The 25,649-nt window shown below is 55.3% G+C and carries 23 protein-coding genes and 1 other RNA gene; 19 read left to right on the plus strand and 5 right to left on the minus strand.

The features are described 5' to 3' along the window. The first annotated feature begins 14 nt into the window (after positions 1 to 14). From ffs to VKV18_RS07690, 8 genes are all read left to right on the plus strand, one after another. Positions 15 to 115, plus strand: an RNA gene (ffs, locus tag VKV18_RS07655) — signal recognition particle sRNA small type. 51 nt (positions 116 to 166) lie between these two features. Continuing rightward, positions 167 to 2,059, plus strand: a complete 1,893-nt coding sequence (gene dnaX, locus VKV18_RS07660; protein WP_324203619.1) for a DNA polymerase III subunit gamma/tau — start codon at positions 167 to 169, stop codon at positions 2,057 to 2,059. Further along, positions 2,056 to 2,412: a YbaB/EbfC family nucleoid-associated protein gene (locus tag VKV18_RS07665; protein ID WP_324203620.1), complete on the plus strand. Its 357-nt coding sequence runs from the start codon at positions 2,056 to 2,058 to the stop codon at positions 2,410 to 2,412. Before dnaX ends, VKV18_RS07665 begins: the two co-directional genes overlap by 4 nt. A 7-nt stretch (positions 2,413 to 2,419) precedes the next feature. Further along, positions 2,420 to 3,016, plus strand: coding sequence for a recombination mediator RecR (gene recR / locus VKV18_RS07670; protein WP_324203621.1), 597 nt, complete (start codon positions 2,420 to 2,422; stop codon positions 3,014 to 3,016). A gap of 102 nt (positions 3,017 to 3,118) precedes the next feature. Further along, entirely contained in the window at positions 3,119 to 4,393 is a 1,275-nt protein-coding gene (locus VKV18_RS07675; RefSeq protein ID WP_324203622.1) for a bifunctional 3,4-dihydroxy-2-butanone-4-phosphate synthase/GTP cyclohydrolase II, read from the plus strand. Further along, a complete protein-coding gene (gene ribE, locus VKV18_RS07680; protein ID WP_324200388.1) occupies positions 4,393 to 4,908 on the plus strand; it encodes a 6,7-dimethyl-8-ribityllumazine synthase in 516 nt (171 codons plus the stop codon). The genes VKV18_RS07675 and ribE overlap by 1 nt, the downstream gene beginning before the upstream one ends. Continuing rightward, a complete protein-coding gene (locus VKV18_RS07685; protein ID WP_324203623.1) occupies positions 4,905 to 6,080 on the plus strand; it encodes a S1C family serine protease in 1,176 nt (391 codons plus the stop codon). Before ribE ends, VKV18_RS07685 begins: the two co-directional genes overlap by 4 nt. After that, a complete protein-coding gene (locus VKV18_RS07690; protein WP_324203624.1) occupies positions 6,077 to 7,315 on the plus strand; it encodes a glycosyltransferase family 4 protein in 1,239 nt (412 codons plus the stop codon). Before VKV18_RS07685 ends, VKV18_RS07690 begins: the two co-directional genes overlap by 4 nt. A gap of 11 nt (positions 7,316 to 7,326) precedes the next feature. Here the strand turns inward: VKV18_RS07690 and VKV18_RS07695 are convergent, their stop codons facing one another. Genes VKV18_RS07695 through VKV18_RS07705 form a run of 3 tightly spaced genes read right to left on the minus strand, consistent with a single transcriptional unit; the run spans position 7,327 to position 10,827 of the window. Then, positions 7,327 to 8,682 carry a DUF1501 domain-containing protein gene (locus tag VKV18_RS07695; protein WP_324203625.1) on the minus strand — a complete coding sequence of 452 codons (1,356 nt, stop codon included), beginning with the start codon at positions 8,680 to 8,682 and terminating at the stop codon, positions 7,327 to 7,329. Positions 8,683 to 8,689: 7 nt separating this feature from the next. Next, entirely contained in the window at positions 8,690 to 10,261 is a 1,572-nt protein-coding gene (locus tag VKV18_RS07700) for a DUF1800 domain-containing protein (RefSeq protein ID WP_324203626.1), read from the minus strand. 23 nt (positions 10,262 to 10,284) lie between these two features. Beyond that, positions 10,285 to 10,827 carry a hypothetical protein gene (locus tag VKV18_RS07705; protein WP_324203627.1) on the minus strand — a complete coding sequence of 181 codons (543 nt, stop codon included), beginning with the start codon at positions 10,825 to 10,827 and terminating at the stop codon, positions 10,285 to 10,287. Between the two features lie 199 nt (positions 10,828 to 11,026). Between VKV18_RS07705 and VKV18_RS07710 the strand changes: the two genes are divergently transcribed. The 10 genes from VKV18_RS07710 to mqnB all read left to right on the plus strand — a co-directional run bounded on the left by VKV18_RS07710 (position 11,027) and on the right by mqnB (position 22,486). Further along, entirely contained in the window at positions 11,027 to 11,497 is a 471-nt protein-coding gene (locus tag VKV18_RS07710) for a hypothetical protein (protein WP_324203628.1), read from the plus strand. Positions 11,498 to 11,866: 369 nt separating this feature from the next. Continuing rightward, positions 11,867 to 13,456 (plus strand): TRM11 family SAM-dependent methyltransferase, encoded by a 1,590-nt coding sequence (locus VKV18_RS07715; RefSeq protein ID WP_324203629.1) that lies wholly within the window; start codon positions 11,867 to 11,869, stop codon positions 13,454 to 13,456. Between the two features lie 83 nt (positions 13,457 to 13,539). Next, positions 13,540 to 13,956 (plus strand): hypothetical protein, encoded by a 417-nt coding sequence (locus VKV18_RS07720; RefSeq protein ID WP_324203630.1) that lies wholly within the window; start codon positions 13,540 to 13,542, stop codon positions 13,954 to 13,956. Positions 13,957 to 14,245: 289 nt separating this feature from the next. Further along, positions 14,246 to 16,486 (plus strand): phosphoribosylformylglycinamidine synthase subunit PurL, encoded by a 2,241-nt coding sequence (gene purL / locus VKV18_RS07725; protein ID WP_345786401.1) that lies wholly within the window; start codon positions 14,246 to 14,248, stop codon positions 16,484 to 16,486. 20 nt (positions 16,487 to 16,506) lie between these two features. Then, positions 16,507 to 18,024, plus strand: coding sequence for an amidophosphoribosyltransferase (purF, locus tag VKV18_RS07730; protein ID WP_324203632.1), 1,518 nt, complete (start codon positions 16,507 to 16,509; stop codon positions 18,022 to 18,024). A gap of 244 nt (positions 18,025 to 18,268) precedes the next feature. Then, positions 18,269 to 19,012, plus strand: coding sequence for a hypothetical protein (locus tag VKV18_RS07735; protein ID WP_324203633.1), 744 nt, complete (start codon positions 18,269 to 18,271; stop codon positions 19,010 to 19,012). Further along, positions 19,009 to 20,052, plus strand: coding sequence for a phosphoribosylformylglycinamidine cyclo-ligase (gene purM, locus VKV18_RS07740; protein WP_324203634.1), 1,044 nt, complete (start codon positions 19,009 to 19,011; stop codon positions 20,050 to 20,052). Before VKV18_RS07735 ends, purM begins: the two co-directional genes overlap by 4 nt. After that, complete coding sequence (locus VKV18_RS07745; protein WP_324203635.1) at positions 20,052 to 20,744, plus strand: HAD family hydrolase; 693 nt, start codon at positions 20,052 to 20,054, stop codon at positions 20,742 to 20,744. Before purM ends, VKV18_RS07745 begins: the two co-directional genes overlap by 1 nt. A 16-nt stretch (positions 20,745 to 20,760) precedes the next feature. Continuing rightward, complete coding sequence (locus VKV18_RS07750; protein WP_324203636.1) at positions 20,761 to 21,795, plus strand: DUF4434 domain-containing protein; 1,035 nt, start codon at positions 20,761 to 20,763, stop codon at positions 21,793 to 21,795. A gap of 10 nt (positions 21,796 to 21,805) precedes the next feature. After that, complete coding sequence (gene mqnB / locus VKV18_RS07755; RefSeq protein WP_324203637.1) at positions 21,806 to 22,486, plus strand: futalosine hydrolase; 681 nt, start codon at positions 21,806 to 21,808, stop codon at positions 22,484 to 22,486. Here mqnB and VKV18_RS07760 read toward each other — a convergent pair. Beyond that, complete coding sequence (locus tag VKV18_RS07760; protein WP_324203638.1) at positions 22,483 to 22,896, minus strand: CoA-binding protein; 414 nt, start codon at positions 22,894 to 22,896, stop codon at positions 22,483 to 22,485. The two genes, mqnB and VKV18_RS07760, sit on opposite strands and share 4 nt — an antisense overlap. A 184-nt stretch (positions 22,897 to 23,080) precedes the next feature. Between VKV18_RS07760 and VKV18_RS07765 the strand changes: the two genes are divergently transcribed. Then, positions 23,081 to 23,929 carry a hypothetical protein gene (locus VKV18_RS07765; protein WP_324203639.1) on the plus strand — a complete coding sequence of 283 codons (849 nt, stop codon included), beginning with the start codon at positions 23,081 to 23,083 and terminating at the stop codon, positions 23,927 to 23,929. 44 nt (positions 23,930 to 23,973) lie between these two features. Here the strand turns inward: VKV18_RS07765 and VKV18_RS07770 are convergent, their stop codons facing one another. Then, the gene (locus VKV18_RS07770) at positions 23,974 to 25,275 is read right to left on the minus strand and encodes a sugar-binding domain-containing protein (RefSeq protein ID WP_324203640.1); all 1,302 of its coding nucleotides are present in this window, start codon (positions 25,273 to 25,275) and stop codon (positions 23,974 to 23,976) included. Positions 25,276 to 25,649 lie beyond the last annotated feature (374 nt).

Here is a 25,649-nt window from a genome sequence, read left to right on the forward strand (position 1 = left end):
CGCAGGGCGTTGAGAGCCGGGCCAGCTGCACAGGTAGGCAATCGAACCAGGTCAGGTTCGGAAGAAAGCAGCCTTAAGATTAGCCTGCCCGGTGCGGCCTGTTCACCCGGCTCTGAGCGCCCTGCGCCCTTTCAAGTGCCCTACTGTGGGATAGGATGAGTGCCCTATGGCCTACGTTGCGCTCTATCGCAAATACAGGTCGCAAAATTTTGATGAACTGATGGGGCAAGATGCCGTCACGACGACCCTCCGCAACGCCATCGCCACGAAACGGTTTGGGCACGCCTATCTCTTCTACGGCGCACGCGGATGCGGAAAAACCTCCACAGCCCGCCTGTTTGCCCGCGCCCTGAACTGCGAAAAAGGTCCAACTCCCAACCCCTGCGGAACCTGCCGATTCTGTGTCGCCATTCGCGAAGGGAACTGCCTTGATGTCGTTGAGATGGATGCCGCATCGGAAACGGGCATTGATGATGTTCGCGAAAAGGTTATCGAAAACGTGCAGTACGCTCCGAGCGAAGCGCGATACAAAGTCTATATCATTGATGAAGTGCACGATCTCTCGGCAAAAGCTTTCGATGCCCTGTTAAAGACCCTCGAAGAGCCACCCGCCCACGTAGTGTTTATTCTCGCAACCACAGAGTTTCATAAGGTTCCGATCACGATCCGTTCCCGATGTCAGTGCTTCCAGTTTCGACGCGGCAGCCTACAAGACCTTGGAACGGCCATCGAGCGCGTGGCGCAGGCGGAAGGATTTCAAATTGAGCCGGATGCCGTTCATCAAATTGCCCGTGCTGCCGAAGGCTCCTGGCGCGATGCGCTCTCCCTCCTCGAACAGGTTATGGCCTATTCCGAAGGAACTATCACCGCCCAAACCGTGCAGCAGGCCATTGGCGCCGTGGACTTCCATACGCTCGCCCATGTAACGCAGGTGCTTACCACGGAAGACCTCGGTGCCGTTTTCCGCCTGGCCGGCGAGCTTCTAGAAGGGGGTGCCGATGCGCGCCAACTGCTCGCCTCCCTCCAAGGCCATCTGCGTGACCTGGCCGTTCTTGCCGCCGGTGCCAAACAGGTCGCTCTGCAAGAGATGGGCGAAGAACGGGTGAAATGGTTGGAGCCACAAGCACACCTCTTCACCACCAACACCCTGCTTGAGATGATGCGTGTGCTCGCCGAAGCCGAACAGGAGGTGCGCTTCAGCAATCACCATCGTTGGATCATCGAGCGCGCTTTTGCTACCCTCCATCAGCTTGCGCATGAATCGCCTTCCCAAACGCCTGAGCCGCAACGCGGTGCAGTCGAACCTGTCAGCACGAATGAACTCGTTTCTCCTGTGCCCAGCCCGCCTCCGACCTCCGCAACAGCCACGCCTGTGCCCAAGCCGATGCATCCAGGTGCCACTCCAACCCCCTCTGAAAAGCCCTCGCCTGACGCCGAATCCGGCGATACAGCCCCTTCTGAGTCATCGCCCAAAGCCGACGCTCGCTTCGCCGAAGAGGTGAGCCTAGAGGTTATCCGGCGTGCCTGGCCCACCGTTGTGGAGCGGTTCGGGAAAATAAGCCCATCCGGCAAGGCCTTTCTTGAAAAAGGGGAAGTAGTAGACCTGCAAGGCCAACAGGTGGTGCTCGCTTTCAAGGATGACTTTGCCAGAGAACGTATACAGACCAAAGGGCGTGAGTTGCTTATCAAAAAACTTAATGAGGTGCTGCGCACGCAAGGACTGCAGGTCGTGTGCATTCTCTCGGAAGAACAGGCTTCCCCTTCCACCACGCGACCGCAATCGCCACCATCCTCCACCCCATCCCTTGCGTCGTCTCTAGAACCGGAAGCGCCGCGTTTGCCCTCAGAGCGCATCAACTCTCCGGTCGAAACGCCTTCCCAAACCCCATCAGCGGAAGAAGGCGAACTATTTACCACCCCCCACGCTCAGGAAGAAGCGCCTGACCCGTTCATGGCGGAAGTGTGCAAAGTTTTTCCCGTAGTTGAAGTAAAAGAAGAGCCTTTAATTCGTAACGGAAAACAGAAACCGAACTCTACACAAGGAGACCCAGAATCATGACTCGTTTTGGTGGACTGCCGGGTGGCTTTGGCATGGGCGACTTCCAAAAGCTGATGCAACAGGCCAAACAGATGCAAGAGAACGTCGAAAAGATGCAGGAGGAGCTGAAAAACGCCCAGTTTTCCGCTGAAGCCGGCGGGGGCATGGTCACCGTAACCGTCAACGGCTATGGGCAGCTCGTCGGAGTGAAAATTAAACCCGACGTTCTCCAGATGGGCGACGTGGAGCTTATTGAAGACCTCATTGTTACTGCCAGCAAGGAGGCGGCCCAACTCGCCCAGAATGAGCAAGAGGCCCGTGCCCAAGAGATCACCGGCGCACTTGGCCCCATTCCACCAGGACTGTTGGGTTGAAGAACATATGTTGCACTACCCAAAACCGCTGGCTAAGCTTGTCGCAGAGCTAGAGCGCCTGCCGGGTGTCGGCCCTAAATCGGCCCAACGCATGGCTTTTTACCTTCTTCGCCAGCCGAAGGAAGAAGCAGCAAAACTTGCCGAAGCTATTCTACAGGTCAAAGAGACTATTCGTCTCTGCAAAGAGTGCTCGAATTTCACCGATCAAGAGCTTTGTGAAATATGCCGTGATCCGGAAAGAGACCGCACCCTGCTTTGCGTCGTTGCCGAAACCCGCGACCTGATCGCCATGGAAAAAACCAACGAGTACAACGGCCTGTACCATGTACTGCAAGGCCTGATCTCGCCCATGGATAACATCACCCCGGAAATGCTGCGCATTCGCGAGCTTTTTCCGCGCGTGGCCAACGGCGTTCAAGAGGTCATCCTTGCCTTCAACTCAACAACCGAGGGGCAAACAACGGCGCTCTATCTCGCCAGCCGCTTGAAACCGTTCGGCGTGAAGGTAACCCAAATTGCCCATGGCCTGCCGGCAGGAGGTGAGTTGGATTATGCCGACCAGGCAACCCTCATCTCAGCCCTCCAATGGCGTCGCGAGATTTAAGTGCGGATAACCCTCTCACCGCCTGTACGTTTGAACCTACTTCCCTGTTTTAACGTAAGCTAATTTAAAGACAACAGTTAAAAAGTGGCTTGGAGGCGATAGATGGCGTTTAACACCATTGAAGAGGCAATTGAAGACCTAAAGCAAGGCAAGGTCCTCATCGTTGTAGACGATGAGGATAGAGAAAACGAGGGTGACTTTGTCGTCGCCGCAGAAAAGTGCACCCCCGAAGTGATGAACTTCCTCATCACTTACGGCAAAGGCATTCCTTGCGTGGCCACCACCCGAAAACGGCTTGAGGAGCTGCAGTTGCCCCCAATGGTGAGTGAAAACACGGCACGTCTCGGCACCGCCATGAGCGTTACCGTGGATGCACGCCATGGTACGACCACCGGTATCTCCGCCTATGATCGTGCCCGCACGGTGGCCGTCTTCGTAGACCCTAACGCCAAACCTTCCGACCTCATGCGACCGGGCCATATCATCCCCTTGCAGGCGGTAGAGGGCGGGGTTTTACGTCGCGCCGGCCACACGGAGGCGACTGTAGACCTCTGTAAGTTGGCCGGGTTTCAACCGGTAGGCGTGCTTTGCGAGATCGTCGGCGAGGACGGTAGCATGGCCCGATTGCCGGAACTGCAAAGGCTCGCTCAGCGCTTCGATCTCAAGATCATCACCGTAGCCGATCTCATTGCCTTCCGCCGTCGTACCGAGCGCCTTGTCCGTCGCGTGGCCACCACACGGCTGCCTACACAACGCTACGGAGAACTTATTGTGCATGCCTACGAAACCGACCTAGAGCCTACAGCCGTTGTGGCTTTCGTGAAAGGCGACCTGCAAAGCGTGGAGGCTCCCCTCGTGCGAGTGCACTCCTCCTGCGTTACCGGCGACCTGCTCGACTCGCTCCGTTGCGACTGCGGCAGCCAGCTCCAGCTCGCCCTTCAAAAGATAACCGAAGAGGGTTGTGGTGCTCTTATCTACCTCGAACAGGAGGGACGTGGGATCGGGCTTATCAACAAACTGCGTGCCTATGAACTACAAGAGAAGGGAGCGGATACGGTGGAAGCCAATGAGATGCTCGGCTTTAAACCCGACTTGCGCGACTATGGCATCGGCGCACAAGTGATGGTGGATTTGGGCTTGAAGAAGATTCGCTTCATGACCAACAACCCGCGCAAAGTGGCCGGGCTGGAGGGGTATGGCCTTTCTATCGTGGAGCACGTGCCGCTACGTGTTCCTCCAAACCCGCATAACATCGCCTACCTTCGCACCAAGCGCGAGAAGCTCGGTCATATTTTTACCCCGGAAGACCTCGTTCTTCCCGATAACGGGGCCGAGCCGTCCACGACTGAGGCCGTTGCAACAAAGGAGGAAAAATAATGAGCTTACCGCCAACCTATCGCACCATCGAGGGACATCTGTCCGCCCAAAATCTGCGGTTCGGCATTGTGGTAAGCCGCTTTAACGAGTTTATCACCAAGCAACTGCTCGATGGGGCGCTCGACACCTTAAAACGTCATGGAGCCCAACCCGATAAGATCGAAGTCGTTTACGTGCCGGGAAGCTTTGAAATCTCCTTGGCAGCGCATGCTATGGCGCGTTCCGGCCGCTTCGATGCTCTTATCGCTCTTGGATGCATCATACGGGGTGCCACCGACCACTACGAATATGTGGCCTCTTCTGTAGTTAACGGCCTCAATCGCGTGATAGAACGTACCGGCCTGCCGATCGCTTTCGGAATCCTCACGGTGGAGAACATCGAGCAGGCCATTGAAAGGGCGGGCACGAAAGCGGGCAATAAAGGATCGGAAGCCGCGCTCGCCGCCATTGAAATGGCCAATCTCCTACATACCATCCTTTCAGAGGGAAGTTCAGGCGAAAGAAAAACGGTATGAAAACAGCACGCTATATCCCAACGCTCGTCGGCTTTATCGTCGGTACCCTTGTCGGCGCTCTTATTCTTTATATTGTCTCTCCACATCCTCTGCCTCTTGATCAGGCGCGCCGTCGCGCCATTGCCATTCTCTCTCAACCGCCGCGTGAGGTGCCTATTGAGGAATCGCCCATCGTCTCCGCCGTGCGACGCATCGCACCGGCCGTTGTTAGTCTCGATACGGTCGGCAAGGAATCGGCACGAGATGACCGCGGGCTGCCTTTTTACATCGATCGGGAAGTTCGTAGCCGTGGGTCAGGAGTTGTAATCTCACCCGATGGGTTCATCGTCACTAACGACCACGTGATTGACGGGGCCGAACGCATCCGCGTGGTCTTTCCCGACGGGCGCGATTACTACGCCCGCGTGATCGGGCGCGATCCCTCCAATGACCTCGCGGTTCTCCGTGTGCCGGCCTCGCACCTTATCGCGGCCGAGTTCGGCGACTCCGACCGTCTTGAGGTAGGTCAAACGTGTGTTGCGGTTGGCAACCCGCTTGGCCTTGGTTCCACCGTTACCGCCGGTGTGATCTCGGCGCTGCATCGGCAGCACCTTCAGCTGAGCGAAGGGCGCTACCTCGACGGTGCCATTCAAACCGACGCCCCCATCAATCGAGGGAACTCCGGAGGGGCGCTTGCCAATACGGCCGGCCAACTCATCGGCATCACCACTGCAATTCTTAGCTCCGATCCCAACGGCGGCAATATCGGTTTGGGCTTTGCTATCCCTTCCAATAAGGTGCGAAAGATAGCCCTACAACTCATTGAACACGGAAAACCCTCCGAACCGCCCAGCAAGCGCCCTTGGCTGGGTGTGGTGCTGGGGCCGGTACCGGAAAATCTGGCCAGAGAGCTGGGGCTTGGCCTGGAGCAAGGCGCCTTCATCGCCCGCGTTGAGCCGGAATCCCCTGCAGATACCGCCGGCTTAGAGGAAGGCGATGTGCTTTTGAAAATAGATGGCCATGCGGTTATGGGTGTGCAAGATGGGGTGGAAGCCATTCAGCAACATAAGCCAGGGGATAAGGTACAACTGCTTATTCTAAGACCTGATGCCCGCGGTGAACGCAAAGTTACCATTACGCTGCAACCTTTCCCCGAAGGCGTCATCGCCGATCCCGACATCGAAAATCCATGAAAATCGCCTTCATAAGCTACGAGTATCCACCCGACACTGCGGATGGCGGCATCGCCACCTATGTACAACAAGCGGCCTCGCTCCTGGCGCAGCGCAGGCATCATGTAGAGGTATTTGCCGCAAGCCGTCAACGTACTAGCTCCACGCAGGAAGATGCCTTTTACGTTCACCGCCTGCTTACCCCTGACCGCGCCGAATTTCCTCGCCTTATCGCACCTGTCTTTCTTCAGCGACATTGCGAGGTGAACTTCGATGTGCTTGAAGGCCCCGATTACCAAGCCGAGGCCTACGAGGCCCTCCGCTTGGTTCCACATATTCCTTTCGTGGTACGCCTCCATACCCCTAACTTTCTCGCACGCCGCGTAAGGGATGCACAGCTACCCCTATGGCAGCGAGTCCGCCTTCGCCGCCGAGCGGTGCGTCATGGACAGAAGCCAACGTGGAATCCCTACAGCGCCCTTTACCGCATCGAACGGGCCTGCCTCTACCAGGCCGACGAGATCGTGGGCATCTCAGGGGCCATAACCAACCTCGTCACAAAAATGGCCCACCTCGATCAAAGCCGTATCTATCGCATTCCCAACCCCTATGTGCCAAGCCAGGAGCTTCTCGATATCCCTCTGGATACCTGCACGCACACCATTACTTTTCATGGACGCCTGCAATTGCGCAAAGGCGTGCTCGATCTGGCGAAAGCCATCCCTAAAGTGCTGCACCAATTTCCACAAGCCTGCTTTCGTTTTGTGGGGAGGCCTCTCGACTCGCCTTGTCCCCCGCTAGATATGCGGGCCTACCTTATGCGACAACTCTGGGCATGGCGTGATCGCGTGGAGTTTCATGACCCGGTTCCTCTCCAGCAAATCCCCGCTCTGCTTGCGTCCACAGACATCTGTGTGTTTCCAAGTTTGTGGGAAAACTTTCCTTACGTCTGCCTGGAGGCAATGGCCGCCGGTAGAGGCGTTATAGGCAGCCACGCAGGAGGAATGAAAGAGATTTTAGCCAACGGAGATGGCGGCCTTTTAGTGCCTCCGAATCGCCCGGATAGGCTGGCGCAAGCGATTCTGAAACTTCTCCAAAATCCCTCCCTACGCAGGGAACTGGGGGCAAAAGCGAGAGCTAGAGTGCTCCAAGAATACAGTGCCGAACGCATCGGCCCTCAACTCGAAGCGAGCTACCTGCGTGCCATTGAAAGACGAAGACAGTTAGGCCCGCGCCCAGACCTCGCGGCAAGCTAGCCCGTAACGGCTTAAACGGTTTTTGGCACGCTAAGCCCCAACAGATGAGGCTTAAAGTTCGGAAACACGCCGTCTATATGTGGGTTCCGCAAGCGATGAAGCAGGATGTCGGCCAGGACATCCCGATAATCTGTCGTGACCCTCAAGTCTCCGGGGCCTTCTAACCCCTCACTCTGTAGACCGGGCCACTTCGCATAAACTTTTCCACCCCGAATCCCTCCACCCATCACCATCATCACCCCAGCCCGTCCGTGATCGGTACCTCCTGCAGCGTTTTCATAGGCTCGACGCCCAAATTCGGTCATAACAACCACCGTTACTTCGTTTGTCAGCGGTCCCAAATCGCATAGGAACGCGGCTAAAGCCTTCGCCAAAGCGCTCAGGCGCGATGCCTGCCAACCCACGGCCCCGCCCTGTTCTACGTGGGTATCCCATCCGGTCATATCAAGACAGGCAACCTCTAAACCGATGCGCCCCTTAATTAAGCAGGCTACCTGCTGTAGTCCGTGCCCCATGTCGTCTTTTGGATAGACCGCTCCATGCTCAGGCCGATAGTGTTCCGGGTCGAGAGCATGGATGGCTTTCATGGCCTTTAGTGATGCGGTTCCCCCCTGCATAAGGGTTCGCGCTTCAGAAGACTGGGCACCGGCTATATCGTACATACGGTGCAGGGTATCCTGCAAAGCAGTTAGCCGCTGGGCCTGCAACTCCTTATGAAAAACGCGGTTATGGCTGCCCGTAGGTAGAGAATAGGCAGTAGATAACGAGAAATCCGATAGGGATTGGAGTACGGTTGCCCCCGGCGCCCCCCGTAACGATTCCGGGAGCGTGTCGGAAACGGCCACGGCGCGCAACGGGGCAACCTCCTTTGCCTCCGTTGTCAATAGATGTCGGGCCAACCAGCCGCTTGCCGCTCCGCCCGCATCCTCAGCAAGCCCTCTCTCCATGGCGGCCATGGCTTGAAAGTGGGAGCGCGTATGGTCGCCGGAGCCTATGGCATGAACGAAGGCAAGCTGTCCCTCTCGCCAAGCCGGCCACAGCGGTGAAAGAGCCGGATGGAGGCCGAAAAAATCGTCGAGAGGCAGAACACACCCCTTGGCACTTCCCTGAGAACTCTTCGCCTTGGAAATAGCCAGGGTGGGACGCAGCCGATAGTAATCATCGTCGCCATAGGGCACCACGATGTTCAGCCCATCGGCACCACCCCGCAAAAAGATCACCACCAGCGTATCGGGGCCTACCTTATGGGCACGAGGCCCGATGGTCACACTCGTCAAAGCCGAGCTGTCTGCCTGCATCCCCTCGCCCGTAGCCGAGCGAAGGGCTGAGCCACTCAGCGTCTCTCGATAAGGAAGCGACTTCGGCATTGGTCTCCTATCCTTTCCACTGAAACTCTGGGGCGGCAAGCATCAACGCCACAAGCTCCGCCCGACATATCTCGCTTGGGACACCGGCCGAAAGGGCACGCCGGAAATGCCTTTGCAGTATTCCGCGAACTCTAGCAAGCTCCGGAGCCTCCGCAGGGCGTCCAAAAACGGTTTCCAGATAGATATCCACCCTCTGCTCCTCTCGGCCATTCCGCGCTTTCAGCGGAGCTTCCAGATCGATTCGGGTTTGCGGGATGCCCTGCGTTGCCAGCGCTAGAGCGAACTGCCACCTTGGCAATAGGGCGCTCGCCCAGGCCGATGTCTTCTCCGGGAAACCGTCGGGCATCGGCCATTGGTATAGAGGCTGCCCCATATTCTCAAGATGGGTTTGCAAACCATCTCCCCCATCCGTTTCTGCGGCCAAACACCGTAAGGCGGAGGCCACAAGATCGAGAGGGCGCTTCAAAACCGGCCGACACAGCTCTGCATGGATCAGCCCATCTAGCAAAATAGGCCGCAACAGAGCACGTATGGAGGTATCGTCTTTCAGATAGGCCCGAGCGGCGCGCTCCACCAGCTCAGGCGGCGCACTGCCGAGGAAATGGCGACACAGTTTGGCGGCGAGGAAATGTGCCGTGGCAGGATGGTGTGCAAGTGCGCTGAGCACCTTTTCACCGTCCCGTTGACCCCCGTTGGGGGGAAGGGAGAGATGGAGAAAAGGTATCTGTTTGGCGCCCTCATCGTGCCACTTCGACCGAAAAACAAACTGCGCTTCTCGAAATCCATCGCCAACGCTCCACCCTGTAAAACAGCGTGCGACCTGCATGATGTCGTATTGGGTGTAGCCACTATGCACTCCAACCGTATGAAGCTCCATTAGCTCCCGTGCATAGTTCTCGTTGGGGATACCCTTTTTATTCTCTCTGTTGTCTAGATAGGTCAACATGGCGGGGCTGCGGGCAGAGGCCTGTAACATCTCCTCAAAGCGGCCAAAGATATGCGGTCGAATAACACGCTCCGTGTCGGTGGGAATGAGGGCACGTCCATCGAGCTTCAATGCATAGATATTGAAGTGGTTCGTCCAGAAATCGGCCATCACCTCCCGCAGCTGATGACGACTGTAGATTGCTCGTAACAAGGCGGCCTTGCCGGTCTCGATCACCAACTGCTCGTTCGGCTCTGCAAACAGCTCATTGGGATCATCCTGCTCGGTTTGAAGGGTATCTAAACCACGTACATGCCATGCAAGATAGGGGTCTTCCGGCATCGCATCGGCCAACTGTTCTTCAAGCCAATGGGCGATGCCCACACCGGCGACAGTAGTAACTAGCCCGGGTGTAGGGCCAAAGGCGGCGCGATTCAACACCCTCCAAACGTCGGCGGCAAGCTGCGCGTTGCGGGGCGGTGGCAACCATTGTGGCGGCGATGGAACGATTCCAAGCGACGTGGGCGTTGGCAAATGACAGCCGGTTCCCAACAATAACGCCCCAGATGCGGCTCCTCCGGCCTGTAAACAGCGCGTAAACCACTCTCTTCGAGAAAGCCGCAAAGCGCGATAACCCCTCTGCACATCCGTCATGGTGGTGCTCCCCTAGAACGACTTTAGTGGTTCAATCCCTCGTGCGTAGGCCCTCCCCCAGAAATCACGGGCGGTAATGCGGTAGGATGTAGACGGCGCTCCGGCCACACCGACAAAAGACCCGCTCCTAAAGCAAACACAACGGCCAACGGGGCGAACAAAAACCACCCGATAAAGGGGAACCCCATTGCGAGACTGAGCGTGAGACTGCCTCGCAACAGATTACGAAAGTTTGGTTTCTCCACCTCCGGTTCCCCACGTCGCCCAATAAGTTGGGCAATGCCCGCCGCACCTAACACCAACAAGGCACCAAACAGCTCAAGGCTGCCAAAACCTAACAGTTTGGCGAGCGGGTTTCCCGCACGAAAAAGGTTAAAACCGATCCCAATGCCTATGAGAAGTACCAGCCCTAGCACAAACGAGCGCGCTTTTGAGGTCTGTAAATGGTGTTCCGCAACCTGTGTGGCAGCAGGCAGTAGAAGTGCCACAGCCATTAGCAGACCGGCCCAAGTAGCTATTAAGGTTAGCAACGTTACCACCGTTGCCTGCACCGCCGCTGTAGTCATCTGTTCATCTCCTATTCCTAATCCAGTTCGGTTATAGAGATTACTCTGTCTTCCAATATTTGGTTTCAGCAATATTCTGCAGAGGTTCAAAATTCAGCAAAACTTTTGGGCGATGTCGTCGTCTATACCTCACGAAGGAGCTAGAGGTTCCTTCCCGAATACACCAACAAACTCTATTCCATTAAAGGAGAGACGACCTATGAACCGTCGAACGTTTCGTGGTGGACTGGCGGCCCTTGCCTTTGCTTCGATAACGCTGTTGGGCTTCGCAGCGCCGAAGGCCCATGCGCTTCAGGGCCAGCCTCCGTCGGCACCTAGCGGCCAACAACAGCGCCCAAATCGGCGTAACAACGGGTTTCTGCAGTTCCTCAACAGCCTCAATCTCACCGACAGCCAGAAACAACAGATTCAGGACATCATGAAAAAGCAGCGCGATCAGATGCGCCAGCTCCGTCAAGACACCTCTCTAACCCCGCAACAGCGTCGGCAAAAGTTTATGCAGATTCGCAAGGATACCGACGCAGCTATTCGCAAAGTTCTAAATGCCGACCAACAGAAAAAGTTCGATGAATGGCTAAAGAAACAGGAGCAGAATCGCCGCAACCGCCAGCGCAATCGTAATGGTGGCCGGCAAAACCCAGCCCCCAGCGGCGGCAATAACAGCAACTAACTCTTCTTTTCCTTCTAGAAGCCAGCTAGAGCAGGTTGCCTTGCAACCTGCTCTAAATTTAAAAGCTCTAACTACCTGTTTTCCGTCCAGGTCTATCCAAAGAGGCAAGACCCGTTTATGTTTTGCCTTCAAAAAATGTGCATTTCTAACTTAACTAACCACGTTCCGTTCATTGACAGCACAACCTACCCTATGCTATTCTTAACTTTGAGTATTCATAAGGTACGCATAATGAAGCCACTCCTACAAACACGTATCGCCTGTCCCATATGTGGCACGCCGAGCCAGGAGCACCTCGGAGATCACATACGCGCCGAACATGGCGAGCAGGCACTTATTGAAGCCGTCCTTCACGCCAAACGAGCAAGGATGAGCGATCAGCAAGTAGGGATTCTATTCGGCCTCTCCTTCAAACAACTCGAGAATCTGATCACACAGACCTATAGCCTCAATGTTTCCCTCACCGGTGGGCATACAGGAAAAGGAGTATCAGACCTCCGTCCTAAACCGATTAAAGCATGGGCACCAGCTCATTTTCAGCTAGAAACCACCTCCGTCTGGAGCTATAAACAACGTGGTAATTGGGCGACTCATGATGGACGTTACCGAGGCAACTGGTCTCCCTACATCCCTCGTAACCTCATCTTAAGATATACCCATGTTGGTGAACTTGTGCTCGATCCCTTTGCAGGGGGCGGCACAACGGCTGTTGAGGCCAAGCTTCTCGGTCGCCGATGCCTTGCACGCGATATTAATCCGGCAAGTGTCCAACTTACTCTCCAAAACTTAAACTTCAACCCGCCATCATCCCTCTTTACAGAGCTGCCGATCTACGAACCGGAAGTCTCTGTGGGCGATGCACGCCATCTTCTAGGTATACCGGATGACTCCATTGATCTTATTTGTGCTCATCCGCCCTATGCGGGCATCATATCTTATAGTGATAGCGTTCAGGGCGACCTTTCTAACCTCGATAGAGAAACTTTTCTTTTAGAAATGCAAAAGGTTGCTGCAGAATGTTTTCGCGTCCTAAGACCCGGGAAAATGTGTGCTGTTCTGATCGGCGACGCACGTTACAAAAAATATGTGGTGCCTATTGGATTTGATCTCATAGAAGTGTTTCTCAAGCGAGGCTTTTTGTTGAAGGAATTGGTTATTAAGCGTCAGCATAACTGCAAAACCACCGGCTTCTGGACGGAAAAGAGCCTCCAACATAACTTTCTCCTCCTTGCCCATGAGTACTTGCCGATCTTTGAAAAACCAAATCACGGTGTCTTAGCAAATCGCATATTTTCAAACCATAATGAGGAGGATGGAGAACTAGCAAATGACCTCTTAACGAATACTAAAGGTGCTACACATGAAATTAACAGACACGAACTGCTGTTAGACAATAGACCTACTCTCCCCTGCCCTACTCTCAAAACACCCTCTTTTCCTGAAGATGGAGAACATATCGTGGAGGGCAACCTCAAGGAAACGACTACCGTCTGGATATCCTCATCTCCTACGCAAAAGGATGCTCACGGCGAATTCGTCCTACCCAAATCCGCCGTTACAAACCTGGTTATGAGATATGGAAACGTTCGTTCTGCTGAACGGCATTTGTCAATGATAGAGAGCGACCATGATGCGCCCCCGTTAACCCCGAAAGAGTATCGCTTGGCAATGCGGAATTTAGCCGATGCCGTCTGCAACATACTCTCGAAAGGAGACTTTTTTGTAGTACATACTAAAGATATTCGAGTGGATAACTGCCTTATTCCTCTTGCCCAAATTACCGTAAAAACCCTGGCTGCGTTTCCTCAGGCAAAGTTGAAAGAGATTATTGTCGTCTCTTATCCGGACATACCCCTACAGCACTCCTCGCGGATGGCAACCTCAAGGAACGAGCTGTGCCCGATTCGTCCATTGGACATTGTGCACAGCTATCTTCTTGTTTATGAGGTGGCTTCATGAGGAAATGGTTTCCGTCGGTTAGATGGCTGCATTACTTCAATAGCCTTATATTCTTCGTGAAATATTGAAGAGCCGCCAGAGAGATGCACATTATCTATGTTACAACGAAAAATGTTGAGATTCGGGTTTATCCAGGGAAGAAACAACAATCCGAATTTGATTTTATTGTCAAGTTTAAGGAGCCTGACAAACGAGAACGTACGCCACGACATGTGCACATCATTGTGGAAACGTACGTTAAACATGCATACAACCCATCTTTGACTATGCAACTGCGAGACTACATACTGGATATGCTCGGTCAAATTAAACCAATAAATAGCTTTCCACCGGTACTCCAACACTTTAAACTAAAAGACGCCGAACGATTTAAAGAACTCGATAACGTTGGCGAATTTAGTGTTGAGTTCCTACTTGTTATAACGGAACTTATTGGAATACAAGAGAAAACGAACGATCCACACGGTTCCCTGACAGAAAACCTGTATAAGGATTTATAAGGATTTCGGCAGTAAAGATCGATTCTCGGTTATCCAGAAAGCAACCTGGCGTGGATAGGACGTTCAAGGGAAAGAGACAATAGGAGATCCCTAGAGGGATACCGCGGCAAACTTGACCACGTAACATGAATACCCCCCGATTTAGCCCAATATTTGACCCCTCCGCCGCTCATGCGCTATACTTAAAGGTGCTTTGGAATGTTATTTGTTGACCATTAGGGCACAGGGAGGCGCACCGACGAAAGAGGAGGAGAGTATTCGCGTGATTGAGCCGCAAGTCGTGCGGGAAATGGGCTTGAATGACGCCGAGTATGCCCGCATTTGCCAACTGCTAGGCCGAGCACCCACACTGACCGAACTTGGCATGTTCGCCGTGATGTGGTCGGAACATTGCGGCTACAAATACTCCCGCCCGATTTTAACCCTCTTTAAGAACTACCGGGAAGCTCAAGAGCGCGGCGCCCTTGAAAACGCCGGCGTGGTGCCCCTTGATGAGCGGCTTGGCATCGTGTTTAAAGTCGAATCGCACAACCACCCCTCAGCGGTTGAACCCTTTCAAGGTGCGGCGACCGGAGTGGGAGGCATTCTGCGCGACATCTTTACGATGGGCGCACGTCCCATCGCCAACCTCAACTCACTGCGGTTCGGACCGCTAGAAGAGCCGCGCAATCGCTATCTTTTCGAACATGTGGTGGCCGGAATCAGTCACTACGGCAACTGTGTTGGGGTGCCTACGGTGGCCGGCGAAATCTACTTCCACCCCTGCTACAGCGGTAACCCGCTCGTTAACGCCATGGCCGTAGGCGTGGTGGAGCGAACAAAGATCGCCCGAGCCGTCGCCGAAGGAGTGGGCAACCCCGTGATCTATGTGGGCAGCAGCACAGGAAAGGATGGTATCCACGGTGCCACCTTCGCCAGCGTGGAGCTAGGGCCGGATAGCGAAAGCAAACGCCCCAACGTGCAGATGGGCGACCCCTTTATGGAAAAACTGCTTATCGAGGCCACTCTTGAAGCGCTTGCCTCCGGTTGCATTGTGGGAATTCAAGATATGGGGGCTGCAGGCCTCACCTGTTCCACCTGTGAAACGGCCTCGAAAGCCGGCACAGGCATAGAAATTGACGTCCGCAAAGTGCCCCTTCGCGAACCCAATATGACCCCCTATGAGATCATGCTCTCCGAGTCGCAGGAACGGATGCTCTGCATCGCACGTAAAGGAACAGAGGAGAATGTAATTGCCATCTTTCGCAAATGGGGGCTTCATGCGGTCGTCATCGGCCATGTCACAAGCGACGGCATGGTGCGCGTGTGCGATGGAGAGACCGTAGTGGCCGAAGTACCCGCTAAAGCACTCACCGATTCTTGCCCAACTTACTACTTAGAGACCGAAGAACCCGCTACCGTGCGTGCCCTCCAACAGTTTAACCCGCTTGCCTTGCCCGACCCACGCCCCGAAGAGGAGGAGAGCACCGCCCCTTCTTGCTCGGAGTGCCTGTTGCGTCTCTTAGATAGCCCCTCCCTTGCCAGCAAAGAGTGGGTTACCGAACAGTATGATAGCATGGTGCAAACTCAAACGGTCTATGCTCCGGGAGCCGACGCAGCCGTGCTGCGCATTCGTGGTTCCAAGAAGGGAATTGCGCTCACTATAGACGGTAACAGCCGCTACTGCTATCTTGACCCCTTCATCGGCGCGCAAATCGCTGTGGCGGAGGCGGCAAGAAACGTCGTTTGCGTGGGTGCGCGTCCCGCGGGCATCACCGATAACCTGAACTTTGCGAACCCAGAAAAGCCCGACCGATTCTGGCAGTTTCGCCGCGCCGTAGAAGGCATCGCAGCGGCCGCCGAGGCTTTTCAAATACCCGTAGTATCCGGAAATGTCTCTTTCTACAACGAGACTCCCGACGGCCCCATCTATCCCACCCCAACCATTGGGATGCTGGGTATCCTCGACGACCTCAGCCGCCGTTGCCAACCGGCGTTTCGGCGTGAAGGAGATATCCTTCTCCTACTCGAGGCCTACCAAGACCCCTCCGGTGGCCTCGGTGGCAGCGAATATTTGAGCCTGATTCACGGAAAAGAGGCCGGGTGCCCCCCGCATATAGACCTGCTAGGAGAAGAGCGGCTCCATAAACTGCTGCTTCAACTGATCGGCGAGCGCCTGCTAGCCTCTTGTCACGATATTTCCGAAGGAGGGTTGGCCGTTTGCTTGGCCGAGTGTGCTATCTTAGGAAATTTGGGCGCCCGTGTGCTCCTCTCACCAACCGAATTTACCCTGCCGCTTGCTGCCGTTCTCTTCGGAGAGGCGCAAGGACGCGTGGTGATCTCGGTTAAAGACGATAAAGCGCTTAAACGGGTCGAGCATCTCGCCATTGAGTTCGACGTACGACCCCACTGGATCGGAACCGTCGGCGGCGATCGCCTTTATATCGCCCAGGGAATGACAGACCTCATTGACCTGCCCATCGCGCAGTTAGCTCAAGTGTGGCGTCAAGCCATCCCCCGCCGAATGCAGAGCGGCCATTCCGCGGCTTGAGAAAGGCTAGGGTAACAGACATGGATAACTATTTGCTAAAAGACGGGTGCAACCACCACGACACCGATAGCCCCAAAGAGGAGTGCGGAATCTTCGGCATCTATGCCCCCGGTGAAGAGGTGTCCCGAATCGCCTTTTTCGGTCTGTTTGCCCTTCAACACCGAGGGCAAGAGAGCGCCGGCATCGCCGTGTCGGATGGCCACAGCATTCGCCTGCATAAAGAGATGGGGCTTGTGACGCAGGTTTTTAATGAGGAGCGCATTCGCGCCCTTCAAGGCATCAGCGCTATCGGCCATACCCGCTACTCTACCACCGGATCAAGCGTGCTTTGTAATGCACAACCGCTTGTTGGTTTCTCAAGCTGCGGCCCCATCGCCGTCGCCCATAACGGTAACCTCATCAACACCTCCGAACTCCGTAACGAACTCGAAGCAGAAGGCTGCAATTTTGAGACTACCAACGATAGTGAAGTCATTGCGCAACTGCTTGCCCGGGTCTACCGTGGCAACATCGAGGCCGCCATGCGAGAAGTTATGGGGCGCATTAAAGGGGCCTACTCGCTCGTTGTGCTGACCCCTGAAAAACTGCTGGGCGTGCGTGACCCATGCGGCATACGTCCCCTGTGCCTAGGTCGGTTGGGCAACGGACACTACGTTATTGCTTCAGAAAGCTGTGCCCTCACCACCGTCGGCGCCAACTATCTTCGCGAAGTGGAACCCGGCGAGATCATCTCTATCGGCCAACATGGGCTGCAAGAGATTCAGGCCGTCCCTATGCAGCGACGTGCCACCTGCCTGCTCGAATTTATCTATTTCGCCCGGCCCGATAGCATGCTCTACAACCGCACCTTGCACACCGTGCGCAGAAGAATGGGGCAAGAGCTGGCCCGCGAACATCCCTGCCCAGGCGCTCATGTCGTGATCCCGATCCCCGACACAGGCACCCCGGCAGCACTAGGCTACGCCGAGGTATCGCGCATTCCCTACGGAGAAGGGGTTATTAAGAGCCGCTACATTCAGCGTACCTTTATCCAGCCCAGCCAACGCATGCGGGATATGGGCGCGCGCATGAAGTATACCCCCCTTAAAGAGACCCTGGCCGGCCGTAAGGTGGTTATGGTGGACGATACCATTGTGCGCGGTACCACCACCGATAAGCTTGTGCGAATGCTCTTTGAAGCCGGCGCCGCCGAAGTTCATGTTCGTATCACGGCCCCACCGGTAAAATATCCCTGCTTCTATGGGATTGATATGGCCGACCAAGATGAACTCGTGGCAGCCCGCCATTCCGTTGAGGAGATACGACAGCTTATCGGCGCAACCTCTTTAGGATACCTCTCTCTTCAAGGCGTTTTGCGCGCCATTGATATGGGCCGAGACAATTTCTGCCGTGCCTGCTTCGACGGTAAATACCCGGTGCCCATTCCACAACAGGTCAAGCTGACGAAGATGATGCTCGAAGAGCCTGTAAAACGCCTTGCCCATGTGGGTACCGGCCCAGAAGAGAGCCTATTAGACCTAAACGATACCGAAGAGTAGACCCAGGGCGTGGCACAAACCATAAAAATCAACGCAGCGGACACCCGTGCTTTAGGTGGGTATCGTCGCAACGCGGATTTCAATGCGGCTGAGAACATTCGAGACAAATACCTTGTCGGTTGGTCTTCCCCTTCCGACGTGCTGTCGTCAACTAGCGTATCGTGTCCATCGGAGGCTTCGGTTTCCGCATGAGATGCAAGCCCCCGACATCAAGGCGGGGGGCGTTGACAAGGAGGACTTTCTGATGGATATAAACAAACGCATTTCACTGCCCGTTGTTCTTGTCGCCACAGGAGCCACAGCGGCTGCCGTAGCAGCCCGTCTTTATACGGCGAAGAGATCGGGGCAGAATGTGGCGGAAGTGCTTACCGAGGCGCTTCTTGAAACGGAGGCGCTTCGCGAAGCCGCGCGCTGTCTGCCCGATAGCTCCGCCACGGCACTTGGTCACTGCGCGGACTACCTGCTGCGATTTACGGCCGCATCCATCGAAGGAGTGCCACTGGGCCTGAACCTCTCTTCCTCTCAACCCAGCATCACCAAACATCATCCGCAAACGCAAGCCGTGGCTACCGTTGTTATAGGCGCTAACTCGCCCACCCTCCGCCTCGACTATGCCGTAGCGCTCCCAGACGGACCGGAAGTTCGCGGCACACGCACCTTTGGAACAACGCACCTGTCGGGCCTTATGCCCGCTCGGCCTCTTACCGACACGCTTCAGATCAACCTCACGGGGAACTACACGGTGCAAATGGAAACCGAAATAGATGTTTTTGAAAACTTGATCGGCTGGCAAACCCGTTGCAAGGGCACCGTCGTGCTAAGGGATAATCTCGGCAACGTTGGACGCATCCAGATTACTCCAGATGGCTCCCTCATGGGCACAATCACTCGTGAGGGACGCATTGTGGGGCGTGTGGAGGGAAAAATGCCCTCCAGTTTCCGATTCCGGCCCTACGAACTCTCCGCAGAGGAGGGAACGAACCGATGAGCGACCTGCGCCTCACCTATCGCGATGCGGGCGTGGATATAGATGCCGCGAATGAGGCCGTCCATCGGATGCGTGAACATGTGCGCAGCACCTTCACACCTCAGGTGCTAACCGATATCGGCAGCTTTGGTGGCATGTTCGCCCTGAGTGGCATCGAAGGATATACCGACCCTGTCCTGGTCTCCAGCATTGACGGTGTCGGCACCAAAGTGAAGATAGCAGCTCAGCTCGGCTCGCATAGTAGCATAGGTCAAGACCTCGTCAATCACTGCGTTAACGACATCTTAGTGCAAGGCGCACGGCCCCTCTTCTTCCTTGACTACTTCGGAACGGGTCGTCTCGTTCCTGTCGTCGCGGAAGAGATCATACGCGGACTATCGGAGGCCTGCAAAGCCATAGGCTGCGCTTTGATCGGGGGGGAGACGGCGGAGATGCCGGGCCTCTATCCCGAAGGGGAGTACGATTTGGTGGGTTGCATCGTTGGTATTGTAGATCGGCATCGTATCATTGATGGCACAAAGGTGGCTCCCGGAGACACCGTGATCGGGCTGGCTTCTAATGGACTGCATACCAACGGCTTTTCCTTGGCACGCAAAGCCTTGTTAGAAGGCCCTGAGCCTTTGTCTCTCTACGAACATATTCCATGCCTGGGGCGTACGCTTGGTGAGGAGCTGCTAGCCATCCATCGCTGCTATGCGCCCTCCGTCTTGCCTCTACTCACCTCCTTCGATATCCACGCTATGGCCCATATCACCGGTGGTGGCTTTTATGAAAACATTCCGCGCGTCGTGCCGCCCGACTGCTCCATCACCATCGATCGTCGTAGTTGGAATGTGCCTCCTATTTTCACGCTTATCCAAGAAAAAGGAGGCGTTCCGGAACCGGAAATGTATCGCACGTTTAATATGGGCATCGGGATGGTACTCATCGTACCCCCAGAGCAAGCCCCCCTGATCGTAAACTGCCTTAATGAGGCCGGCGAGGTGGCCTCTATCATCGGCGACATCCGCCAGGGCGTTCATGAGGTGATCATTATCTGATGCTTGAACCAACCCCCTCGTGTCTGTTATGGGATATTGACGGCACGCTGATTGATACCACCAAATTGATCGCGGCAGCACTCGACCATATCTACAATCGTTTCTACCATCGAACTCTTTCAGAGACCGAACTTCGTGCGCTTATCGGCACACCGCTTAAACACCAGATAAGGGTATTTGGCGAGCCGGAAGCCTTTGGCACGGACGAAAACACCGTCATTCGCGCCTTCATCGAGTACTATGAGGCGCATCGTGATCGGGAGCGCATTTTGATGCCTGTGATCTCCATCCTTAAAGAAGGCAAGCGCCGTGGCTTTCCTACCGGATTGGTAACCTCCAAAAATCGCGCCGAAATCGCCAACACCCTGCCCCGCCTTAACATCGCCGACGATGTGGATGTGGTCATCACTGCAGACGATACCCCCAATCCAAAGCCGGCTCCAGATGGCCTCCTTGCAGCTCTAGAGTGCCTTCACATTCCTCCGGCGCAACGCCCTCTTGCCGTCTATATCGGCGATACCGTGCACGATGTGCAAGCTGCTCAGGCCGCGGGGATTCGCTCCATCGCGGTTACCTGGGGGGCAGCGCCTCGTCCCCTGCTCGAAGCTCAAAAGCCAACCGCGCTCTGTGATACTCCGGCAGCACTCGCCCGTCTGCTCTTTGGAACATCCTCCGTAACCGATTCGATTTAGGAAAGGTACCCATTCGATGTCAGCTCCACAACGTCTTCAAGGCTCTTGGATGGATTTCCAGCACCAGAATCCCCACGATGGGGACTACTGGAATGCAACCACCCGCCGTTTCACCGATGCACAGTGGCGAGGAAAAATTGCCGAAATGGCCCAGCTCAATTTGGAGTATGTAGTGCTGATGTCCTCCGCCCTAGACAACTGCGCTTTCTATCCATCTCGCATGATGCCACAACACGATCTGGCCTGTGCCGACCCCATTGCAGCGGTCTTAGAGGCGGCGGAGGAGCATGGCCTTAAAGTTTTTGTCAGCGCCGGATTCTACGGACACACAACAGAGGAGACCAGCGACGCACCCGACTATCTCGCCTGGCATCAAGCTCTGGCGCAAGAGCTGCTAGAGCGTTATGGCGCTTCTAGAGCGTTCTATGGCTGGTATGTGCCCAACGAAGCCGAGATACACGGCCATTTCAGCGATAACATGATGCGTTTCCTGCCCGCCTTCGCGCAATACCTTCATTCCCTCTCACCCCACCACCGCATTCTCATCGCCCCCTACGGCACACGGCAGGTGCAAGAGGATGAAACGTTTATCGCCCAACTTCTGACCCTCGGCCAGGCGGGAGTGGATTTCATCGCTTATCAAGACGAGGTGGGGGTGAGAAAAACCAAAGTGGAAGAGCTAGATGCCATCTACGCACGCCTACATCGTCTGCACACACAGGCCGCCCAGAGAGGCCCCGCCCCAAAGCTTTGGGCAGATGTAGAGCTGTTCGAGTTTGAAGGAGCAACCTATGCAAGCGCCCTCATTCCCGCCAACTTCGACCGCATCCTACGCCAACTCGTAGCCATCGCTCCCCATGTTGAAACCATCCTCTGCTATCAGACGCACGGGCTTCTCAACCCACCCAACAGCCCTCAGCACTGTGGTCACCCCGACTCCGTCCGCCTATGGCAGGACTATACAGCCTATTTGGCGCAAACTTTCCCGGCGCTCGTCACACCGAATACCCATGATCGCATCCAACCTCTCAACACCACAAAGACCTCCTAAAGAGGTCTCTATGTTGGTCTGCGCAGCAACCCCTCAAGAGCTTGCCGCTTTTTGGCCCGAGCATGAGGTCGCCCCGATCTCCCTACAGACGGCCTGGGGCTACCAGAAAACGGTCGCTTGGGCATGCACAGGCGTAGGTATCCCAGCCACCTTCGCCACACTCTATCCGCTTCTCGATTCGCTCCAACCACGCCTCTTGCTGCACATCGGAATCGCGGGAGCCTATCCCCACAGCGGCCTTCAGATCGGCGACATTGTGCTTGCCGAATCGGAAACCTACGGCGACATCGGCTTCGAGTTGCCTCAACCTCCTTCTTTCCGCCCAATTCGCGAAGCGCCCTTTAGCCATTCCCTCTACACCACTCCTTTGTCCCTTGCCCTGCCCGACGAGTGGGTTGCCGCCTCACAGGATATGCGGTTCAATGTAAAGCGAGGTCGGGGCTGCACCGTCAATCAGTGCACGGGCACACCGGAAACAGCCCAGCTGCGCCGCTCCCTCTTTCAGGCCGATTTTGAAAGTATGGAGGGGGCTGCTGTGGCGCAGATCGGACATCAAAAAGGCATCCCGGTATGCGAGATACGTGCCATCAGCAATATCGCTAGCACGCGCGATATGCGCCCAGAAAACATCCATCTTGCGCTGGCACATCTGCGCCACTACCTTCAGGCTTGCCGAGCACAGTCTCGCTAAGAGGCCATCAGGCTCTGCTGGCGCCATTGGAGAAGCTCTTTAAGGTCATAGCCTATAACGGCTTGCGACCCAAAATAGCGTGCCGTGTTAAGAGCTGCAAGCGAGTCGCTGCCGGGCTGCAACCAGAGATACGGAATCTTCAGATGCCCTGCAACGCGCACGATCTCCAGCGCCTGTTCAGGCGATGTTGCAATGACTACGCAGTCAAGTGGATCGGCGATGTTATCTAGCGAGGGGTACACAGGGTCACCGTCAAGTTCACTTTGTTGAGGATGCACTAAGTAAACACGATATCCTGCCGCTTTCAGCTGGCGATAGAGTTGAAAAAGCGCCTCGTCCGTAGTGCCATCTCCGCAAAGAGCGAAGCGCTTTTTGTGAATCACCTGTTCAGCCAGGGTGCGTAACGACACTCGTTCCTCCTTTTAATCCGAAAATATGTCGGCTCCTGTCTTTTTATAGCTTACCCGTAAAGACCGTTGGTTTTGTTGCGCTTTATCGCCTCTGGGGGTCTAACCGTCAGTTTTTATGCTCATTGAACGCAGAAAGGTTCTCTATGGCGTATTCTATAAAGAGAGGGGGTGAAGGAAGCAGACCATGTCCTTTTTTGAAAACGAATCGCGGCCGCAGCAGGAGGGTATAGAGCGCCAGACAGAGCCTATCGCCGAACAAGTAGAGGCACATCGGCGCGAGGTCGAGAAGCAGATCGAGAGCCTTTTAGACACGGCCAAGAAACTGCGCCTTTATCGAAGGCGCATGTGGGCGGTACGCATTCTTTGGATAGCTTTTATTATCTTTTTATGCTACCTCACGCAATTTAAGGTCATACAGTTTTGGTGGCTCTTTGCAATGGGCGGGGGAAGCGCAGCCATGGCCGAGCGCACATTAAGCCGCTTGCGCGAGGAGGTTCATGCGGTGATCAAGGCGGGCGATCCGTGTGCGGTAGGCGCTCTCGCCTTAATGACACGCGAACGCGATATTTTCGTGCGCCAAGCGGCCGATAGGGCGTTGCGTCGCCTATTGCCCCAAGTAAAAGCCAGCGATGCCAAATACATTAACAACGAGCAGATGAATGCCTTGCTGCTGCTTTTGGCCAGCAGCGATTCGGAGATGCAGGTAGCGATTCTGAAAGCCCTCGAGCAGATCGGCGATGAACGCGCTTTAGTCGTGGTAGAGCAGTTAGCCACGAGCGATTTACCCGAAGTAAAAGCGGAAGTGCGCGATGCGGCACGCGCCTGTCTCCCCTATCTTCACGCGAAAGCCCGCCTAGCTGCCGAACGCGCCACCCTGCTGAGAGGCACCGTCGCCCCCGTATCCTCCGCCCAACCCGACGAACTGCTCCGTCCCACAACGCCCTCTGCGATCCATTCACCACCGGAACAGCTTTTACGCGCCATCGAGCACGACGAAGAGGAGTCTCAACATCGCGAAGAGGGGGAAGCTTAGGCCTCCCCCTCCCTAGTCCCCATCGTGTTCACCGCGTTCAAAGCTCAACTGCGACGCGAGCTTCGGCGTGCCTGTAACAGCCTCTCAGCCGTCTCCCTGTCGGTGCAGAGATCGTGAACGATCGGCTGTTTCCAGCCCATCGCCTGCCATTCAAGCACCGAGTAGATGGCATCGAACTTGGTAGCACCGCCGGCAACAACAACCACCTTCGGCACCAGCATAAGCTGCTCTATGGTGACGGAGAGCAGACGATCGTTGATGGCCTGCACGTAGGACTCCAGCTCTTTTAGATCGCTGGGCGACATATGTTTGCGCGCGGCCAAAGTGATAAAGAGGCGATTGCAGAGGTCGCCCACGGCGCAAGTAAATCCGGGCTTGCCGTTGTTGGTATAGCGCGCAATAAGATCGATCATCTTGCCCAACTCGGGCTGGAGGTTGCCCATCATCGGCTCATGAAGCCCCACAATAAAGCGATGGCCTGATTTGGGGCGCACACCACCGATGCCAACGAGCGCGAGAGTGGGCACATAGACATCGTCTTCCGCCGCAAGCCCTGTGCTCGTGCCTAACGCTCTTTGTCGCGCCTTCTCCTCCCAGACTTTCGGGGAAATCCAGCGGCCCGGCCCTTCAGATAGCCATTCGGAAACCATCTCGGGTGTTTTGGCTGCCACCGGCAGGCTCAGGCGAATAAGCTGGGCATCTGGGAAGGCGCGGGCAAGCCAAGAGCCGCTGATATCGGCATCCATGGCACGGCGAGCGTCGGGGCTTTCCATAGACCACACTTCCGCAGCGATATTGCCGTTCAACGACACCACTTTCACACCGCGCACGTTGCGTTTATCGTAGATATGCTTGTTGAATAGGCTCTCGCAGGTATAAAACACGGCTCTTCCGGAAGAGAGTGCCACGATTTCGTTCTGGCGAATGATGGTATCGAGATAGTCTGCGCACAGTTGGCCTAACGCCTGGTGCAGACGGTCGTCGGCAAGGCTGCTTTCGAGCGTCTCGGAATGCCCCGACATATCGGCCACGATCGCAGTTTGCAGTCCATAGGCGGCCATCAGCTCCCGTTCGAGATGGTCTACACGCGGGGGTTTGAAGGGCGCGTTTTCATCAATATGAACGCGCACGATTCCGCTATCGAGAGCGAATCGGTAGAGACGAGAGATGGTGCTCGCATCAATATGCGCTAAATTGGGTTCGGAGCTTAGCAGTTGTTGCAGAATCTCCTTCTGCTCCATTCGATCAACCAGTACCATCTTTGCAATGCGCGCCGCAAGTCGCCTTCGATCGGCCGGATCGAGCGCCGGGCGTCGCCCTCGTCGTTTTCCTGTGGTGGTCGTCATATCTGTTTACTTTTCCTTTCACATCAAAAGGCTTAGTCGCCTATTTCCATGTTGTTTGGCAATTATAAGTATAGCACATGCAAGCTCTAACTAAAAAGACCTTTCGATTCGATTCTACGGGCTATCTAGCAGGAGAATTTGCATCTTTTCCATCTCCTAGCTAAAAAGCTGCCCCTCCCACCCTCCTTGTCGCCCCTCTAAAGCCCGCAGCAAGGCTATTTTTCCGCCAACGGACATCCTATTCTGTTTTTTTCTGTGAAAAACTAGCAAATTTTTGGAGAATCACTTGACACAACAAACACTCCTATGATATACTATAAACGAAGGTATCCTTCTTTCTCGTCCTCAATTGAAGTGTACCCAGGTGCGCGGAT

This window comes from Chthonomonas sp. (assembly GCF_035294505.1).
In the GTDB taxonomy this organism is placed as follows: domain Bacteria; phylum Armatimonadota; class Chthonomonadetes; order Chthonomonadales; family Chthonomonadaceae; genus Chthonomonas.

What these genes read in the sequence shown, in the direction of transcription:
- VKV18_RS07690 (WP_324203624.1), top strand. Translation starts at nt 6,077, where the DNA reads ATGAAAATCGCCTTCATAAGCTACGAGTATCCACCCGACACTGCGGAT.
- purL (WP_345786401.1), top strand. Translation starts at nt 14,246, where the DNA reads ATGGGCTTGAATGACGCCGAGTATGCCCGCATTTGCCAACTGCTAGGC.
- mqnB (WP_324203637.1), top strand. Translation starts at nt 21,806, where the DNA reads ATGTTGGTCTGCGCAGCAACCCCTCAAGAGCTTGCCGCTTTTTGGCCC.
- VKV18_RS07745 (WP_324203635.1), top strand. Translation starts at nt 20,052, where the DNA reads ATGCTTGAACCAACCCCCTCGTGTCTGTTATGGGATATTGACGGCACG.
- VKV18_RS07770 (WP_324203640.1), bottom strand. Translation starts at nt 25,275, where the DNA reads ATGACGACCACCACAGGAAAACGACGAGGGCGACGCCCGGCGCTCGAT.
- VKV18_RS07720 (WP_324203630.1), top strand. Translation starts at nt 13,540, where the DNA reads ATGCACATTATCTATGTTACAACGAAAAATGTTGAGATTCGGGTTTAT.
- VKV18_RS07735 (WP_324203633.1), top strand. Translation starts at nt 18,269, where the DNA reads ATGGATATAAACAAACGCATTTCACTGCCCGTTGTTCTTGTCGCCACA.
- VKV18_RS07700 (WP_324203626.1), bottom strand. Translation starts at nt 10,261, where the DNA reads ATGACGGATGTGCAGAGGGGTTATCGCGCTTTGCGGCTTTCTCGAAGA.
- VKV18_RS07665 (WP_324203620.1), top strand. Translation starts at nt 2,056, where the DNA reads ATGACTCGTTTTGGTGGACTGCCGGGTGGCTTTGGCATGGGCGACTTC.
- VKV18_RS07765 (WP_324203639.1), top strand. Translation starts at nt 23,081, where the DNA reads ATGTCCTTTTTTGAAAACGAATCGCGGCCGCAGCAGGAGGGTATAGAG.
- ribE (WP_324200388.1), top strand. Translation starts at nt 4,393, where the DNA reads ATGAGCTTACCGCCAACCTATCGCACCATCGAGGGACATCTGTCCGCC.
- VKV18_RS07750 (WP_324203636.1), top strand. Translation starts at nt 20,761, where the DNA reads ATGTCAGCTCCACAACGTCTTCAAGGCTCTTGGATGGATTTCCAGCAC.
- VKV18_RS07710 (WP_324203628.1), top strand. Translation starts at nt 11,027, where the DNA reads ATGAACCGTCGAACGTTTCGTGGTGGACTGGCGGCCCTTGCCTTTGCT.
- purF (WP_324203632.1), top strand. Translation starts at nt 16,507, where the DNA reads ATGGATAACTATTTGCTAAAAGACGGGTGCAACCACCACGACACCGAT.
- VKV18_RS07715 (WP_324203629.1), top strand. Translation starts at nt 11,867, where the DNA reads ATGAGCGATCAGCAAGTAGGGATTCTATTCGGCCTCTCCTTCAAACAA.
- VKV18_RS07695 (WP_324203625.1), bottom strand. Translation starts at nt 8,682, where the DNA reads ATGCCGAAGTCGCTTCCTTATCGAGAGACGCTGAGTGGCTCAGCCCTT.
- VKV18_RS07675 (WP_324203622.1), top strand. Translation starts at nt 3,119, where the DNA reads ATGGCGTTTAACACCATTGAAGAGGCAATTGAAGACCTAAAGCAAGGC.
- recR (WP_324203621.1), top strand. Translation starts at nt 2,420, where the DNA reads ATGTTGCACTACCCAAAACCGCTGGCTAAGCTTGTCGCAGAGCTAGAG.
- VKV18_RS07685 (WP_324203623.1), top strand. Translation starts at nt 4,905, where the DNA reads ATGAAAACAGCACGCTATATCCCAACGCTCGTCGGCTTTATCGTCGGT.
- VKV18_RS07705 (WP_324203627.1), bottom strand. Translation starts at nt 10,827, where the DNA reads ATGACTACAGCGGCGGTGCAGGCAACGGTGGTAACGTTGCTAACCTTA.
- dnaX (WP_324203619.1), top strand. Translation starts at nt 167, where the DNA reads ATGGCCTACGTTGCGCTCTATCGCAAATACAGGTCGCAAAATTTTGAT.
- purM (WP_324203634.1), top strand. Translation starts at nt 19,009, where the DNA reads ATGAGCGACCTGCGCCTCACCTATCGCGATGCGGGCGTGGATATAGAT.